Raw genomic sequence first — 18,003 nt, forward strand, 5'->3', positions numbered from 1 at the left:
TCAGCGTGTTGTGCCCGCCGGGATGGTCCGCCGGGTTCACTTAGCAGCTGCTTCCTGGATCGCTGCCCAGATGCGCGCCGGCGTTGCCGGCATTTCGATATGCCTGATGCCGTAGGCGCGATAGAGCGCATCCGTCACCGCGTTGAGCGCGGCCGGCGTTGCTCCGATCGTGCCCGCCTCGCCTGCTCCCTTGATGCCAAGTGCATTGGTGGTCGAGGGCACGTTGCGGGTCTCGAAATGGAAGAACGGGAAATCGTCGGCGCGCGGCATGGCGTAATCCATGAAGCTCGCCGTCAACAGCTGCCCGTCGTCGTCATAGACGGTGTTCTCCGTCAGCGCCTGGCCGATGCCCTGGACGACGCCGCCATGCACCTGGCCGGCCAGCAGAATCGGGTTCACGGTGACGCCGAAATCGTCGACGATCGTATAGCGGACAATCTCCGTCATGCCGGTGTCGGGATCGATCTCGACTTCGCAGATGTGGGTGCCGTTCGGATAGGTGCATTCGTCCTGCGCGAATTCGCCAAAGCCCTTGAGATCGTCCGGGTTCTTGGCGGCCTTGGCGATGGCCGAAAAATCGATCATGCGGTCGGTGCCGACGATGCGGGCAACGCCGTTGGACAATTCGATGTCGCCGGCCGAGGCTTCCAGCTCATCCGCTGCGATACGCTTGATCTTGTTGGCCAGATCCTCGCCCGCGCGAGAAGCTGATACACCGCCAAGGGGTATGGAGCGCGAGCCGCCGGTGCCGCCGCCGGCTTTCAGTTCGTCGGTGTCGCCCTGGCGGACATGGATCTTGTCGATGTCGAGATGAAGCTTTTCCGAGAGGAACTGCGCATAAGCCGTAGCGTGGCCCTGCCCGTTGGTCTGGGTGCCGATCTTCAGCGTCACCGTGCCGTCGCCGTTCAATTCGACAAAGGCCGGTTCAGAGCCCGGAAAGGCACAGGCCTCGATATAGGTCGCCATGCCGATGCCGCGGATTTTGCCGGCCACCTTCGACTGCGCCAGCCGCTCCGGAAACGCCCGCCACTCCGCCTCTTCGATGGCGCGGTCCATATGGCCTGCGAATTCGCCAGTATCATAGAGGCGGTCCGTCTGCGTGCGATAGGGAAACTGCTCAGGCCGAATGAAATTGCGCCGGCGGATCTCTTCGACTGGCAAGCCCAGATCGTGGGCGCAGGCGTCGACGAGCTTTTCCAGGAGGAATGCTGCTTCCGGGCGGCCGGCACCGCGATAGGCATCGACCGGGCAGGTATTGGTGTAGAGGCCGGTCACCGAAACATCGAGCGCCTGGATGTCGTAGACGCCGGTGGACATGGTGACGCCGATATAGGGGATGAATGGGCCGTATTGCGAGACATAGGCGCCGATATTGGCGAGAAGATCGACCTTCATGCCGAGGAAGCGGCCGTCCTTGTCCGTTGCCATCTCAGCGGTCACGACATTGTCGCGGCCTTGCGCATCGGTGAGGAAATGCTCGGTGCGGTCGCCGGCCCATTTCACCGGGCGGCCAAGGCGCCTGGCGGCCTCGAGCACCAGCGGATGTTCGCGATAGACGAAGCTTTTCGGTCCGAAGCCGCCGCCGACATCAGGCGTGATGACGCGCAGCTGGTTCTTCCTGATCTTGAACACGTCGGCCAGGATGTACTGCATGGAATGCACGCCCTGCGAGCCCGTGGTCAGCACGAAGCGATTCTCTTGCGTGTTCCACTCGCCGATCGCCGAGCGCGGCTCGATGTAGTTGCAGACCAGCCGGTTGTTGATGAACTCTATGCGGGTGACATGCGCCGCCCTGGCGAATGCCGCCGCGGTTTTCGCCTGGTCGCCGATGTGGTAGCTGAAGGCACGGTTGGAGCCGAGTTCCGGCCAGACCAGCGGCGTGCCTTCGTCAAGCGCCGTGGCGGTGCCGGACGCGGCATCCTCGGCCTCGTAATCGACCTCGATCAATTCGGCCGCGTCCTGCGCCAGGGTGCGGCTGTCGGCGACGACGAAGGCAACGGCGTCGCCGACATAATTGACTCGGTCGCAGCAAAGGACCGGAATGTCGCGGGTCGGCGCCTTGGTGCCGTCCGGCTGCCTCTGCATGACGCCGGATTTCAGCTTGCCGAGATGAGCAAGATCCGCACCAGTCAGCACCAGATGGACGCCAGGTGCCGCCTTGGCCGCCTCGGTCGAACCGATGGTGAAGCTTGCCTTGGCCACCGGCGATCGCAGGACGTAGCCGTGCAGGAGGCCAGCCGGCTGGATGTCGTCCGTGTAGCGACCGAGACCCTTGATGAAGGCTTGGTCCTCGCGACGCAGCACAGAGGCGCCCATGCCGAATTTCGGTGTGACGACAGTCATGAATGCCTCGCGATGATGATGGGAGAACGAGTGCCTGAAATAGGCGCTGCGCCAGTTTTGTCGAGTGACGGTTTCGTGTAAAGAGCGCGTGCTTCAAATTTCTTAGACCAGCGGACCCACCTGCCGCTGCGGGAATCGACAGGAAACCCCACGGAATGCGCACGGACACCGGCCAGGTCTTCAAGCTCGAAGACTATCGCCCCACCGATTATCTCATTCCGGAAACCGGCCTGACTTTCCGCCTGTCACCAGAAGCCACGCGCGTCATCGCCGTGCTGACGGTCGAACGCCGCGACGGTGTCGCGGCGTCAGTGCCGCTGGTGCTGGACGGCGATGGATTGACGCTCAGCCGCCTCGCAATCGACGGCCGGACACTCACGCCGGCAGATTTTCTTGCCACGCCCGATCAGCTGACGATCACCACGCTGCCCGCAGCATCCCGCTTCCAGCTCCTGATCGAAACCGAGTTGGCGCCGGCGCACAACGAAGCCCTGATGGGCCTCTATCGCTCCAGCAACGTCTATTGCACGCAATGCGAGGCCGAGGGCTTTCGGCGCATCACCTATTTTCTCGACCGTCCCGATATCCTGTCCGTCTATACGGTGCGCATCGAGGCGCGGCACCACGAGGCGCCACTGCTTCTTTCCAACGGCAACCCGGCTGGCGGTGGCGAACTTGCCGACGGCTGGCATTACGCAGTCTGGCACGACCCCTTCCCCAAGCCGTCCTATCTGTTCGCCCTGGTGGCGGGCGCTCTCGGCAAGGTCTCGGACAGCTTCGTCACGTTGTCTGGCCGAAAGGTCGAGCTCGGCATCTATGTCGAGCCGGGCAAGGAGGGGCTCGCCGGCTATGCCATGGACGCCCTGAAACGGTCGATGAAATGGGACGAGGAGGCGTTCGGCCGCGAATACGACCTCGACGTCTTCAACATCGTTGCCGTGTCCGACTTCAACATGGGCGCGATGGAGAACAAGGGCCTCAACATCTTCAACGACAAATATGTGCTGGCCGACCAGGAGACCGCCACGGACGCCGATTTCGCCAATATCGAAGCGATCATCGCGCATGAGTATTTCCACAATTGGACTGGCAACAGAATCACTTGCCGCGACTGGTTCCAGCTTTGCCTGAAGGAAGGGCTGACGGTCTTCCGCGATCACGAATTCTCCGCCGACCAGCGCTCGCGAGCGGTGAAACGCATTGCCGAAGTGCGCACATTGCGGGCACATCAGTTTCCCGAAGACCAGGGACCGCTGGCGCATCCTGTGCGGCCGCGCCGCTACCGCGAGATCAACAATTTCTACACGGCGACAGTCTATGAAAAGGGCTCGGAAGTGGTGCGCATGATCCGTACCATTCTCGGCAGCGAGACGTTCCGGGCCGGCATGGATCTCTATTTCGAGCGTCATGACGGCGAGGCTGCGACGATCGAGGACTTCATCAAGGTGTTCGAAAATGTGTCCGGCCGCGACCTCTCGCAATTTTCGCTCTGGTACCATCAGGCGGGCACGCCCAATCTGACGATCAGTTCGACGCACAATGCGGCAGCGCAGGAGTTCACGCTCGAGATCGAGCAGTCGGTGCCGCCGACGCCGTCCGAAAGCCGCAAGCGGCTGATGCATATTCCGCTTGCCTTCAGCCTAGTCGGCACCGACGGCAAAGCGATAGCCTATAGTGGCGTCGAGGGCGCCAGCGTCGAGGGCGGCGTCATCCATATCCGCAGGCGCCGGCACATGGTGCGCTTCTCGGGCGTTGGCGAGCGCCCGGCGATGTCGCTCAATCGCGGCTTTTCGGCGCCGGTGACGCTTTCGGTCGAGCAGAAGGCCGACGATCAGTTCTTCCTTGCCGGCCATGACAACGATACCTTCTCGCGCTGGCAGGCGTTCAACACGCTTTTGACCGAGGCGATGATATCAGCCTTCCGCCAGGTCCTTGACGGCCAGCAGCCCGGTTTCGCATCACGGTTGACCGGGCTTGCCGGCAAAATAGCCGGCGACGAGACACTCGAACCGGCCTATCGGGCGCTGGCTGTGGCGCTTCCGAGCGAAGCCGATATCGCCCGCGACATCGGCAAGAACATCGATCCCGATGCCATCTTCTCCGCCCGCGAGGCGCTGACGGCCGCGATCGCCGAGGCGAACGGCGAGATATTCTCCGAGCTGTACCATCGACTGGCCGACAAGGACGCTTTCAGTCCGGATGCGGCGAGCGCCGGGCGCCGGGCGCTGCGCAACATCCTGCTCGACTATCTCTCGCTGCTGCCGGGAGGTGCGGCGCTTGCGGCCCGGCATTTCCAGTCCGCGACCAACATGACGGACCGCGCCGCCGCACTGACCGTGCTTGCGCTCCGCCACAGCGGTTCGCCCGAGACGGTCAAGGCGCTGGCCGACTTCGAAGCGAAATATACGACCGATCCGCTGGTGATGGACAAATGGTTCCAGATCCAGGCCAGCGTGCCCGGCCCGCAAACCATTTACGCGGTGCGCGCCCTGACCAGCCATCCGGCCTTCTCGATGGCCAACCCGAACCGGGTGCGCTCGCTCGTCGGCACGTTTTCCAGCGCCAACCAGACCGGCTTCCATCGCGCCGACGGCGAAGGCTACAGGTTTTTCGTCGAAACGGTCCTGCAGGTCGAAAAGCGCAATCCGCAGTTGGCCGCCCGGCTGGCGACAGCACTCAGATCATGGCGCTCGCTCGAACCTGCCCGGCAGGCCAAGGCAAGGGAAGCGCTGCTTTCGATCTCCAATGCCGAGAACCTATCGGCCGATTTGCGGGACATCGTCGAGCGCACGCTGGCGTGAGGTTTCCCCTCCCCCTTGAGGGGAGGTGGACAGCCGCCGAAGGCGGATGGACGGGTGGGGCCACTGCGGCAGTACGCGGCCTCGACCGACGCCACCCGCCCCGACCTTTGATTTAAAAGGTGGAGCGCTTCGCCGGGGACCCCTCCCGGCCCTACGGGCCACCACCCTCCCCTCAAAGGGGCCTCAAAGGGGGAGGGAAAGTCGGCGCCGAACTATTTTAGTCGATTTTTAATCTTTTTTCGCCGCGCCTATGGACAAGCCGAATCGCCTTTGATTCTTTAGCTGAAGATTCGGAAGTGCGGCGTCGCCGGATCATCAAGCAGATTTAAAATCGGGGAGAGCCATTTATGGCGAAGGCGGACGCGTGTGGCGCGCCCGGAGGGACAGCTTTTGAGCGGCGTGAGGCGAGAAGCGATGGTCTCGCCGGCAACGCGCGGCTCATCGCCGAACCCGCCTACCGACGGCTTCTGGCAGCCGAGCCATTGTTGCGCCGATCGATACCGGCCCTCATCATCATTTTCCTGGTCGTCATCGCGGCGCTGCGGTTCCTGTCGCTGATGAACGAGCGTGACGACGTGGAACGCGACGCCAAGGCGATCCTCTCGCTCGCGGCAGGCCAACTGGCCAGTTCGATTAGCGTGGATGCGAACTTGGGCTCAACGCCTGGCGCGACGCAGGACCTGTTGGAGGGCATCAGCCGTCAGGGCGCGATGGGCCGAAGCCACGTGCTTGCGGTCACCGACAGCGCGTTCAAGATCGTTGCCGTGACACCGCAATCGACCGGCTGGGAAGGGCGGTCGCTCGACGCCATCGCCCAGGGCGGTCAGCCGCTGTTCATGTTCGGCGACCGCGCCGGGGTGATGGAGGTCAGAATCGGCGGCCAGGACTGGTATGCGGCGGTGAGCCTGACAAACGGCAGGAACAGTGCTGCCGCAGCGCTCGTTCCGCAGGATGCGGTCTTCTACACCTGGCGCAAGACTGTTTCGCTCAACGTCACGCTGTTCGTGCTGACAGCCGGCGTACTGATCGTCATCCTCTACGCCTATTTCGGCCAGGCGGCGCGCGCCCAGGCGGCCGACCGCATTTATCTCGAAGCGCACCAGCGCATCGACATGGCGCTGGTGCGCGGCCGCTGCGGCCTGTGGGACTGGGACATGGTGCGCGGCAAGATGTACTGGTCGCGCTCGATGTACGACATGCTGGGCTATGAGCCCTGCGACGCAATGCTGTCGTTCGGGGAGGTCGACGAGATCATCCATCCCGAGGACGGCGACCTGTTCCAGCTGGCCAACAGAATCGTCGCCCGCGAGATCGATCACATCGACCAGGTGTTCCGGATGCGCCATGCCGACGGACAATGGGTGTGGATGCGCGCAAGGGCGCAGGTGATCGACCCGGAAGCGCCGGAGATCCAGCTGATCGGCATCGCCGTTGACGTCACCGAGCAGCGGCACCTGGCGCTGCGCTCCGAGGCCGCGGATCTTCGCCTGCGAACGGCCATCGAAAACATCAACGAGTCCTTCGTGCTCTGGGATTCCGCCCAGCACCTGATCATGTGCAATTCCAAGTACCAGCAGGACAACGGTCTGTCGGATCGCGACGTGATGCCAGGCGCCTCGCGCGCCGTTCTCGAAAATCGCATGCTTGCCTTCGCTTCAGAGCGCCGGCTTGCCAACACCAACGGGCAGCAAGGCGGCGTGACCTTCGAGCGGCAGCTTGCCGATGGCCGCTGGCTGCAGGTGAACGAGCTGCGGACCAGGGACGGCGGCACCGTCTCGGTCGGCTCCGACATCACCCAGATCAAGCTGCACCAGGAGAAGCTGGTCGACAGCGAGCGCCGGCTGATGGCGACGATCCACGATCTCAGCCTTGCCCGCCGGGCGGAGGAAGAGCGGTCGCGCGAACTGGTCGAGCTCAATCGCAAATACATGAAGGAAACCGAGCGCGCCGAGGCGGCGAACCGGGCCAAATCCGAGTTCCTGGCCAACATGTCGCATGAATTGCGCACGCCGCTCAACGCGATCATCGGCTTCTCGGAGCTGATGGAACAGGCGCTGTTCGGGCCCTTGGGTTCGCCGCGCTACGAGGAATATGCCACCGACATCAACGGCAGCGGCAAATATCTTCTGGGCGTCATCAACGACATCCTCGATATGTCGAAGATCGAGGCCGGCCAGTTCTCGATGGATCAGGAGGAAATCGACCTCTGTCCGCTGATGAGGGAAACGGTGCGCGTCATCTCGCTGCAGGCAGCGGAAAAGTCGATCACCGTCGAAACGCGCATCCCCGATTCACTGACGCTGTTCGCCGACCGCCGGGCGATCAAGCAGATCATTATTAACCTGCTGTCGAATGCGGTGAAATTCACCGGCCAGGGCGGCCGCATTGCGGTAAGGGCCCGCAACACGTCCAGTGCTCTGGTCCTGACGATCGAAGACAATGGCTGCGGCATCCCCAAGGAGGCGCTGAGCAAGCTCGGGCGGCCGTTCGAACAGGTGCAGAACCAGTTTTCCAAGAGCCATGCCGGTTCCGGCCTTGGCCTTGCCATCTCACGCTCGTTGGCCGAGCTTCAGGGCGGCGCCTTGAAAATCCGCTCCACCGAAGGCACCGGCACGATCGTGTCGGTGCGCATTCCGATCAAGAAGTCGACGCAGCCGGTCAGGGCCGCCGCCTGACTCTCTGTTGTCGTGAAGCGGTTGGAACTTTCGGAAACGCCGAATGGACAGCGCCCCCGATGCTTTTCGAAACAGCCGTTTGGCGTTGTCATGATCGTTTCGCACGAAGCAAAAGGTCGAAATCCTTTCTGACCTTTTGCGATGTCTCCTTGAGGTGCGCTTCCAGCACACCGAAATCCGGCAGGTCGGTAACCGCCAGAAGCAGATCCGAAAGCCCCGGCGGAACGTCGTCCCGTTCGAATACGCCGGTGATGCAGAGCCGCGTCATCTGGGTCAGCGCCAGATAAAGCGCATAAGCATCGCAAAGCTCTTGCCTGACCTGGACCTCAGCGAAATCCGGCGCCAGCCTCGACAGGACTTCCGCCGTCCCGGTGATTCGGCGGCCGGCTTCGACGTTTCCCGTGATCACCGCCACCTGCGCGATGAATTCGAGATCGATGAGACCGCCCGGAATCAGCTTGATGTCCCAGAGATCGCGTGGCGGCTTCTCCTTCTCGATCATCGTGCGCATCTCGGACGCCTCGGCCATCACCTTGGCGCTGTCGCGCGGCAGGGCAAGCACCGCCGCCACCTCGGCCTCGGCCTCGGTGCACAGCGTTTGATCGCCACCGATCGCGCGAGCCCTGGACAGCGCCATGTGTTCCCATGTCCAAGCGTCCTTGCGCTGGTACTTCTTAAAGGCATCGACATGGGTCGCCACCGGCCCCTTGTTGCCGGACGGCCGCAAGCGAAGGTCGAGCTCGTAGAGAACGCCCTCGGCGGTCGGCGCGGACACGGCTGATATCAGCCGCTGCGTCATCCTGCTGTAATAGTGGGATGGGGCGAGCGGCTTGTCGCCATCGGATTCTTCGGCATCGGTGTCGTGATCATAGAGCAGGATAAGGTCGACGTCGGAGCCGGCCGTCAATTCGCGACTGCCGAGCTTGCCCATGCCGAGCAGCGCAACGGTACCGCCGGCGATGCGACCGTGGCGCAGCGCGAACTCGGCGATGACCGCCTGCAGCGCCGCTTCGATGGTGAGATCGGCCAGATCGGAAAAGGCGCGGCCGGCGCGGGCCGGATCGATCGAGCCGGCAAGCAGCCTGACGCCGATCAGGAATTTTTGCTCGGACGCAAAGATGCGCAAGCGGTCGAGCACGTCCTCATAGGCTCTATCGCCTTCGAGGAAGGCGGCGAGACGGCCGGACAGATAGGCGCGGTCCGGCAGTTCGGTCAAAAGGGCCGGATCAAGCAGGCCGTCAAACACGTGCGGCCGGCGCGTAATGATGGCGGCCAGCCGGGGGGCCGCGCCCATGATCGTCGCCAGCAGCTTCAGCAGAGCCGGATTGGACTGGAGCAGCGAGAAGAGCTGGATGCCGGCGGGCAGGCCGGCGAGGAATTCGTCGAAGCGCATCAACGCCTCGTCCGCCCGGCGCGTCTGGCCGAAGGATTGCAGCAGCGCCGGCGTCAGTTCGGTCAACCGCTCGCGCGCCTCGGCCGACTGGGTGACGCGATAGCGGCCGAAATGCCAGCCGCGGATAACCCGGCAGATGTCGCTCGCCCGCTGAAATCCCAGTCTCTGCAGGGTCTGCAACGTATCGGGGTCATCGACATCGCCGGTAAAGACCAGATTGCCGATGCCGGCCGAAAGCTCGGGCGCGGTTTCGAAAAGCGCTGCGTAGTGACGTTCGACCTGATGGAGTGCGGCGCGGAAGGCCTCGGCAAAAACCCCCGCATCGGCAAAACCGAGCATGCGGGCAATGCGTTCGAGCCCTTCGTCATCTTCCGGCAGTATATGGATCTGCTCGTCGGCGACCATCTGTACGGCATGCTCGACACGGCGCAGGAACCAGTATTGCCGAGCGAGCGCGTCGCGCGCGTCGGCCGTAATCCAGCCGCGTGCCGCAAGCTGACCAAGCATCGGCACGGTCTCGCGGCCGCGCAGCTCGGGGAAGCGGCCGCCGGCGATGAGCTGCTGGGTCTGGACGAAGAATTCGATCTCGCGAATGCCGCCGCGGCCGAGCTTGACGTTGTGGCCCTTCACCGCGATCTCGCCGTGGCCCTTGTGGGCGTGGATCTGGCGCTTGATCGAATGGACGTCGGCGATCGCCGCGTAGTCCATGTATTTGCGCCAGATGTAGGGCTGGAGGTCCTTCAGGAACGCAGCACCGGCGGCGAGATCGCCGGCCACCGAACGCGCCTTGATCATGGCCGCGCGCTCCCAGTTCTGGCCGCGCGCCTCGTAGTAGCGCAGTGCCGCCTCGACCGGGATCGCGAGCGGCGTCGAACCGGGATCGGGACGAAGCCTGAGGTCGGTGCGGAAAACATAGCCGTGTTCGGTGCGGTCCTGGAGAATGCGGACCAGCCGGCGGGTCAGGCGCGAAAACAGCTCCGTCGCATCGAGCGGATCGACGACGGCAGGCGCCTGCGGGTCGAAGAAAACGACGAGGTCGATGTCGGAGGAGAAGTTCAGCTCATGCGCGCCAAGCTTGCCCATGCCGAGCAGGATCCAGCCCGACCGGCGCGCCGGATCCTCGGGGCACGGAAGTTCGAGCTTGCCCTGTCCGTGCGCGTCGCGAAGCAGGAAGTCGACGGCAGCGCGGGTGCAGGCGTCGGCAAGATCGCTCAGCCGCCGTACTGTGATTGCCGTTTCAGCCTCGCCTGAAAGGTCGGCCAGCGCGATCAGGATATGCGCTTCCGCTTTCCATTGCCGCAGCTCCATCATCAGGCTGTTTTCAGAAATGCCTTCCGCCCGCGCCGCCTTGTCGATCGCGGCGCCGATCGACGCCAACCGGGTCTCGACGGTCTCATCGAAAAGCGCATCAAGGATCTGCGGGCGGCGGCGCACGGTGCCCCGCAGGAATGGCGACAGATCGAACACTGCCGCGAGGAACTCCTGACTGGCGCCCTTGCCGGCGAGAAATTTCGCGAGCCGGGTAAGCCCGTCTTCCTGCGCGGCGGAAGTGATTTCCGACAATTCCCGCCTGGCGCGGTTCTGATCCAGGGGAGCGAGCTTTGCCGCCGGCTTCAAAAGCCAGTTGGTCTGTTCCCCAGCCGCCCTCACCGCCATCAGCGATCCTCCCGTTCGGGAAAACTCATGACGACGGACAATCCGGGATCGGCGGGCAGAAGATCAAGCCGTCCATTGTGGAATGTCATGATTGCCTTGGCGAGGCTGAGGCCCAGGCCGGAACCCGGCTGCGAGCGGCTTTTCTCCAGCCGCACGAAACGCTCGGTTGCCCTGGCGCGATCGGCATCGTCGGGAATGCCCTGGCCGTTGTCTGTGACGGAAAGCCTGATTTCCCTGCCGACGCGATCGAGCGCCACGCGGACGGTCGGCTTGGAGGTCGAATCGGTCGAATATTTTATCGCGTTGTCGACGATGTTCGATAGCGCCTGGCCGATCAGCTCGCGATTGCCCTCGACGGCGAAGCCATCCTGACCCGAGGTCTCGAGTGTCACCCCCGCCTCCTCCGCCACCGGCTCGTAGAGCTCGACGACATCGTGCACGGACGCAGCCAGATCGACCCGGCTGGTGCTTTCGGAGGAATAGCCCGCCTCCAACCTGGAGATCATCAGGATGGCGTTGAAGGTCTTTATCAACTGGTCGGACTCGGCGATCGTCCCTTCCAGCGCCTGGCGGTAGTCGGTAGTGCTGTGCTTGCCGGAAAGCGTCGCTTCGGCACGGTTGCGCAACCTGGTCAGCGGTGTCTTCAGATCGTGGGCGATGTTGTCGGAGACCTGCTTCAGCCCTTCATTCAGCGTGGCGATCCTGGCCAGCATGGAATTGAGGTTTTCCGACAGCCGGTCGAACTCGTCGCCGGCCCCGGTGACCGGCAGCCGGCCGGAGAGGTCACCGCCCATGATACGGCGGCTGGCTTCCGATACGATGTCGATGCGCTTCAGCGCTGCGCGGCCGACAAAGAACCAGATCAGGAGCCCGCCGAGCGCCATCATGCCGAGCGCCAGCATCAAGGCGCGACGGATGACGGCGCGGAACCGCTCAGGCTCGCCGAGATCGCGGCCGACGAGCATGATCATCTGGTTTGGCAGGCGCAGCACCAGCGCGATGGCGTTGTGGCCCTTCTCGCCTTCGATCTGGACTTCGCTCTGACTGGGTTCGTTCGGGTCGGCCACCGGGTTGCGTTGCCGCTCGAGCTCGCCCTCGCCGAAGCGCCGGTAGGAAAACGGCTCCGTCGTCCAGCCCTCGGCTTCGAGAACGCCAGGCTCCAGGCTCTGAACGTTTCCGGTCAGGATCTGGCCGTTGGTGTCGGCGATCAAATAGAGATTGGCGCCGGGCTGGCGGGAGCGCTGCTCGACCACGCGGACCAGCAGCGGCAAGCCGCCGCGCTGGTAGGCCCGGGCGAGGCCGAGCACTTCGTCGTTGATGGTCTCTTGCGTTTGGCCGGTCAGCATGCGTGCAGACAGCGAAGTCATGTAGAAGACGAGCAGCACCGCGCATATGGCGAACAGCAGGAGATAGAGCGCCGAAAGCCGCGCTGCCGTCGTCTTCATGATGGCCGGCATGGAAAGAGCCATGCTACCCGCTCTTGAGCATATAGCCGGCGCCACGAACCGTGTGCAGGATCGGCTTGTCGAAGCCCTTCTCGATCTTGCCGCGCAGCCGCGAGACGTGAACGTCGATGACGTTGGTCTGCGGATCAAAATGATAGTCCCAGACATTTTCCAGCAGCATGGTGCGCGTCACCACCTGGCCGGCATGGCGCATCAGATATTCCAGCAGGCGGAACTCGCGCGGCTGCAGCGTGATTTCGCGCGCCGCGCGTCGCACCGAATGAGAGAGCCTGTCGAGCTCGAGATCGCCGACCCGGTAGAGGGTTTCGGCTTCCCTGGCGCTGGCGCGCCGGTTCAGCACCTCGACCCGGGCCAGAAGCTCGGAAAAGGCATAGGGCTTGGTCAGATAGTCGTCGCCACCGGCGCGCAAGCCGGTGACCCGGTCGTCGACTTCGCCGAGCGCCGACAGGATCAGCACCGGCGTCGTGTTGCCCCTGGATCTCAGACCGGCGATGACCGACAGGCCGTCGCGGCGCGGCAGCATGCGGTCGACGACCATCACGTCATAGTCGCCGGAGTCAGCGAGCGCGAAGCCGGTTTCGCCGTCGCCGGCGACATGGGCGGTGTGTCCGGCCTCGGTAAAGGCTTTCTGGAGGTAATCGGCCGCTTCGCGATCGTCTTCTATGACGAGAATCTTCATGGGACCGTTATACGCGATTTCGCTGGAAGATTGAGTGGCCGGCGTATGTATCGTGGCCTTCATCAGGGCGTTTCGCGAACAAAGTGATTCAAGGATACGCAGTAAGTCTTTGTTTTGGAATGTCGCTGACGCCGAGCCGCCGGCACCCTCGGATCAAGCCCGAGGCGGGCTTTTGGGCGACCTGCTTTGTTGTTTGACATGCCGTCATGCATTGTTCGAGCGGCAGCGGGCTTCCATCGCCCGCTGCCGCTGGGGCGGAACACGATGACTGACTAACTAATGTATTCAAGCCCCGTGCTTTCCCGTGCGGCGGCCCCGGGGATGTTTGAAACCGCCGCACCGGAAAAGTTTGGACCTCAGCCCTTGGCGACAGGCAGCGCGACGAAGCGGTTGCTATCGTCGCGGGTGATCTGCATCAGCACCGCCTTGCGGCCCGACTTCACCGCATCGGCCATGGCCTTGGCGACGTCGTCGGTGCCATTGACCTCCGTCGAATTGACCGAGGTGATGACGTCGCCGGGCTGGATGCCGCGATCGGCGGCATCGCTGTCGGGATCGACATCGGTTACCACAAGCCCTTTGCCATCGTCGGACCTGGTGACGGTGAGACCGAGATCGGCCAGCGTATCGGCCTTTGCCGGAGCGGAAGGCTGCTGGTCGGCCGAAGCCTGCTTGTCGCTCGAAGGCAGCGTGCCGAGATCGACCTTGACGGTCTCACTCCTGCCGTCACGCCACAGCGTGACGTCGACGGGCTTGCCGGGCTGGTAGGCGCCGATCAGACGGGCGAGTTCCTTCGGCGAAGCGACGTCCTTGCCGTCCACCTGAGTGATGACGTCACCGGCGGTGATGCCGGCCTTCTTGCCGGGACCATCCTCCTGCGCGCTGGAAACGAGCGCACCCTTATCGGACTTCAGCCCGAGCGATTCGGCGATTTCTGAGGTGACCGGCTGGATCTCGACGCCAAGCCAGCCGCGCTGGACGGTGCCGTCCTTCATCAGATCCTGCACGACCTGTTTGGCCGTCGAGGCGGGAATGTCGAAGGCAATGCCCACGCTGCCGCCGGACGGCGAGAAGATCGCGGTGTTGATGCCGACAACCTGACCGTTGAGGTTGAAGGTCGGGCCGCCCGAATTGCCGCGGTTCACCGAGGCGTCGATCTGGATGAAGTCGTCATAGGGGCCGGCGCCGATATCGCGGCCACGGGCCGAGACGATGCCGGCGGTGACCGTGCCGCCGAGGCCGAACGGATTGCCGACGGCCACGACCCAGTCGCCGACGCGAACCTTGGAATCGTCGGCGAAGTCGACATAGGTGAACTTGCCGTCGCCTTCGACCTTGAGCACAGCGAGGTCGGTGCGCGGATCTGTGCCGACCAGCTTGGCGTCGAGTTCCTTGCCGTCATGCATCACCACCGTGAAGGACGAGCCGTCTCCGACGACATGGTTGTTCGTGACGAGGTAGCCATCCTCGGAGATGAAGAAACCGGAACCCTGGGCGACCGGCCGCGGCTGGCGGTCACGGCGTTCGAAACGCCGCATTCCATCCCGGCCATCCTGATCGCCAAAGCCACGGAACTCCCTGAAGAAGCGGCGCAATTGCGGATCGTCGGGAAGATTGCCGAAGGCGTCGGGCAGGTCGGAGCCGTCGTCGGCGGTCGTTTCTATCTTGGCTTTGACGCGGACACTGACGACCGCCGGCGAAACGCGCTCGACCACGTCGGCGAAGCTCGGGACCTGCGGTGCCTCGACACGCACCGCCTCGGCCAGGACCGGGGCTGTCCCGGTGGCAACCGCGCCGAAGCCGATCGCGCCGGCAATGGCCACTGAAGCGGCGGCAGCCAACAGGCGTTTGCGGGTGCGGGGATTTGAATTGGGGGCAATATTCATGGGTCTCGTATCCTCTTTCAAGGGATGCGCTTCGGTCGGCATCCTCGGGCAAGAGAAATAGGGGCGCGCACATTACGGCGCCATTTCCGGTGCATGAAACTTTTGTAATGTTTGCGGGCGGCCGCCGCCTTCAGTCCCGGTGCAAAATAGTGTCCAGCTCCGCCTGCTCCTCGGCGGTCAACGCATTGGTTGCCGTCGATCGGCGCGACCGGGCGGTCAATACTATGAAAATCCCGCCGGCAAAGAGCAGAAACACCGGCGTACCCCACAACAGCGCATTGCGCAGGCTGAAGCGCGGCTTCAACAGCACGAACTCGCCGTAGCGGGAAACGATGTAGTCTATCACCTGCCGGTCGGTGTCGCCGGCGACGAGGCGCTGGCGCACCAGCACGCGCAGGTCGCGGGCAAGGTCGGCATCGGATTCGTCGATCGACTGGTTCTGGCAAACCATGCAGCGCAGCTGCTCCGAAAGCGTCCGCGCCCGCGCCTCGAGCGCCGGGTCGGCCAGAACCTCGTCGGGCTTCACCGCAAGTGCGGCGCCGGCAAACAACAGCGTCAGCAGCAAGACTAAGGAGGCCAGTGAAAATCTTGCAGTCATAGCAGGCTCGCGGAAGGTACGGCGCCCGCCGACTTGCGACGGCGGGACGGTGCCCCGACGCGCAGGCGCCGGTCCATGAGCGACATCGCGGCACCCGCCATCATGACAAGGCCGCCACCCCAGATCAGCGTCACCAGCGGCTTCCACCACAGCCGCACCACGACGGAACCGTCGGTCCCCTCGTCGCCAAGCGAGAGATAGAGCTGGCTGAAACCGATCGTCTTGATACCGGACTCGGTCGTCGTCATCTGTCGGACCGGATAGGAGCGCTTGGCGGAGGTGATTACAGCGGTAGTGCTTCCATCGACGCCGAGCAGAGCGAAGCGGCCGCGATCCTCGCTATAGTTAGGTCCCTGGGCCGGATAGAGCCCTTCGAAACGCAGCATGTGGCCGGACAGTTGCACGGTCTCGCCAGCATGCATCGACAAGATCTTCTCGGTGCCGAAGCAAAGCGTGCCGACGATGCCCAGCGTCGTCAGCCCGAGGCCAAGATGGGCGAGTGCGGTGCCGAAGACCGAACGCGGCAGGCCGGCGAAGCGCCTGAGCATGACGCCGGGCGCGACAGTGCCGAAGCCGGACTTGACGGCAATATCGGTGAGCGCGCCGCAGATCAGCCAGAAGGCCAGGCCGACGCCAAGTGCCGCGAACACCGAGGCGCCATCGATGAACAAGGCCGTTACCAGCACGGCCAGAAGCGCTGCGGCGAAGGCCGCCATCAGGCGCTGGGCGACGGCGAAGATGTCGCCGCGCTTCCAGGCCAGCAGTGGTCCGAACGGGACCACGACCAATAGCGGCACCATCAGCGGTCCGAATGTCAGGTTGAAGAACGGCGCGCCGACCGAAATTTTATCGGCTGAAACGGCCTCGACCGCCAACGGATACAATGTGCCGATCAGCACGGTGGCAGTGGCCGTGGTCAGGAACAGGTTGTTGAGGACCAGCGCTCCTTCGCGCGAGATCGGATGAAACAGGCCGCCGGCCGTCAACCTCGAGGCGCGCAGGGCGAACAACGCCAACGATCCGCCGATGAACAGTGTCAGGATGCAGAGAATGAACACGCCTCGCGTCGGATCGGTGGCGAAGGCGTGGACGGAAGTGAGCACGCCTGAGCGCACCAGGAAGGTGCCGAGCAGCGACAGCGAGAAGGTCAGGATCGCCAGCAACAGTGTCCATATCTTCAGGGCCGAGCGCTTTTCCATGACGATCGCCGAATGGAGCAGCGCCGTGCCCCCCAGCCAAGGCATGAAGGAGGCGTTCTCGACCGGATCCCAGAACCAGAAACCACCCCAGCCAAGTTCGTAATAGGCCCAGTAGGAACCCATGGCGATGCCGCCGGTCAGGAACATCCAGGCGACCAGCGTCCATGGCCGCACCCAGCGGGCCCACGACGCGTCGATGCGGCCTTCGATGAGGGCGGCGACCGAGAAGGAAAAGCAGATCGAGAACCCGACATAGCCGAGATAGAGCAGCGGCGGATGGATGGCGAGGCCGAGATCCTGCAGGATCGGATTGAGATCGCGGCCCTCGATCGGCGCCGGATTGAGCCTGGCGAACGGGTTTGACGTCGCCAGGATGAACAGGAAAAAGGTGGCGCCGACCGCCCCTTGCACGGCCAGCACATTGGCTCGAAGGGTCGCGGGAAGATTGCGGCCGAAAGCCGCGACGAGGGCGCCGAAAAAGGTCAGGATCAGCACCCAGAGCAGCATCGAGCCCTCGTGATTGCCCCAAGTGCCCGTGATCTTGTAGATCAGCGGCTGCAGCGAATGCGAGTTGTCCCAGACGTTGGCCACCGAAAAATCGGACGTCGCATAGGCTATGGCCAGCGCCGCGAAGGACAGAGCGGTCAAGGTAAAGCCGGTCACCGCGACCGGACCGCCGACGGCCATCATCTTCTGGTTGTTCATGTGCGCGCCGAACATCGGCACCAGCGTCTGCACCAAAGACAGCGCGAACGCCAGGACCAGCGCGAAATGTCCGGTTTCAACCATTGTGGCGCCCGCCAGGTTTTCGTTTTGCCACAGGTTCTTGCCGCAAAACCGTGAGACACTTTTGCGGAACCTGCCTAGTCACTCTTGCTCTCCTGCCACACGCCCTTGGACTTGAGGCCGTCGGCCACCTCCTTGGGCATGTAGTTCTCGTCGTGCTTGGCCAGCACGCTGTCGGCGACGAAGACGCCGTCCGGGCGAAACGTGCCTTCTGTGATGACGCCCTGCTCCTCACGAAAAAGGTCGGGAAGAATGCCGGTGTAGGTGACCTTGACCTGCTTCTGGTTGTCGGTCACCGAAAAAGCGACGGTAGCCCCCTGACCGCGCTCGATCGTACCTTTTTCGACGAGGCCGCCGAGCCTGATACGCTGCCCAGGCTGCAGGCTGGCGGTGGTCAGATCGGCGGGCATGTAAAAGTAGGAGGCCTTCTGGCCGAGCGCGTAGAAGGTCAGGCCGGTGGCGGCACCGAGGAAGGCCAACCCTCCGGCGATCACCGACAGTCTTTTCTGCTTGCGCGTCAT

Annotated in this window: 10 protein-coding genes; 2 read left to right on the forward strand and 8 right to left on the reverse strand. The window is 63.6% G+C overall.

Annotated elements, in window-relative coordinates; translation table 11 throughout:
• Positions 1–36 precede the first annotated feature (36 nt).
• Positions 37–2,343 (reverse strand): xanthine dehydrogenase family protein molybdopterin-binding subunit, encoded by a 2,307-nt coding sequence (locus ACWTU7_RS00770; RefSeq protein WP_455837338.1) that lies wholly within the window; start codon positions 2,341–2,343, stop codon positions 37–39.
• Between the two features lie 155 nt (positions 2,344–2,498).
• On the opposite strand from ACWTU7_RS00770, the gene pepN reads away from it, so the two are divergent.
• Together pepN and ACWTU7_RS00780 are read left to right on the forward strand one after the other, a co-directional pair.
• A complete protein-coding gene (gene pepN, locus ACWTU7_RS00775; protein ID WP_455837339.1) occupies positions 2,499–5,144 on the forward strand; it encodes an aminopeptidase N in 2,646 nt (881 codons plus the stop codon).
• Positions 5,145–5,491: 347 nt separating this feature from the next.
• Positions 5,492–7,819, forward strand: a complete 2,328-nt coding sequence (locus ACWTU7_RS00780; RefSeq protein ID WP_455837340.1) for a PAS domain-containing sensor histidine kinase — start codon at positions 5,492–5,494, stop codon at positions 7,817–7,819.
• A gap of 88 nt (positions 7,820–7,907) precedes the next feature.
• Here the strand turns inward: ACWTU7_RS00780 and ACWTU7_RS00785 are convergent, their stop codons facing one another.
• The 7 genes from ACWTU7_RS00785 to ccmE form a co-directional block, all read right to left on the reverse strand.
• The gene (locus ACWTU7_RS00785; RefSeq protein ID WP_455837341.1) at positions 7,908–10,868 is read right to left on the reverse strand and encodes a bifunctional [glutamine synthetase] adenylyltransferase/[glutamine synthetase]-adenylyl-L-tyrosine phosphorylase; all 2,961 of its coding nucleotides are present in this window, start codon (positions 10,866–10,868) and stop codon (positions 7,908–7,910) included.
• Entirely contained in the window at positions 10,868–12,337 is a 1,470-nt protein-coding gene (locus ACWTU7_RS00790) for an ATP-binding protein (protein ID WP_455837342.1), read from the reverse strand. The genes ACWTU7_RS00785 and ACWTU7_RS00790 overlap by 1 nt, the downstream gene beginning before the upstream one ends.
• A 1-nt stretch (position 12,338) precedes the next feature.
• The gene (locus ACWTU7_RS00795) at positions 12,339–13,013 is read right to left on the reverse strand and encodes a response regulator transcription factor (RefSeq protein ID WP_029354580.1); all 675 of its coding nucleotides are present in this window, start codon (positions 13,011–13,013) and stop codon (positions 12,339–12,341) included.
• Between the two features lie 356 nt (positions 13,014–13,369).
• Positions 13,370–14,899 carry a DegQ family serine endoprotease gene (locus ACWTU7_RS00800; protein ID WP_065010479.1) on the reverse strand — a complete coding sequence of 510 codons (1,530 nt, stop codon included), beginning with the start codon at positions 14,897–14,899 and terminating at the stop codon, positions 13,370–13,372.
• A 130-nt stretch (positions 14,900–15,029) separates the two neighbouring features.
• Positions 15,030–15,497 (reverse strand): cytochrome c-type biogenesis protein, encoded by a 468-nt coding sequence (locus tag ACWTU7_RS00805; protein ID WP_029354584.1) that lies wholly within the window; start codon positions 15,495–15,497, stop codon positions 15,030–15,032.
• The gene (locus ACWTU7_RS00810; RefSeq protein ID WP_455837343.1) at positions 15,494–17,485 is read right to left on the reverse strand and encodes a heme lyase CcmF/NrfE family subunit; all 1,992 of its coding nucleotides are present in this window, start codon (positions 17,483–17,485) and stop codon (positions 15,494–15,496) included. The genes ACWTU7_RS00805 and ACWTU7_RS00810 overlap by 4 nt, the downstream gene beginning before the upstream one ends.
• A 74-nt stretch (positions 17,486–17,559) precedes the next feature.
• Complete coding sequence (gene ccmE, locus ACWTU7_RS00815; RefSeq protein ID WP_065010432.1) at positions 17,560–18,003, reverse strand: cytochrome c maturation protein CcmE; 444 nt, start codon at positions 18,001–18,003, stop codon at positions 17,560–17,562.

Source organism: Mesorhizobium sp. BHscii, assembly GCF_053848065.1.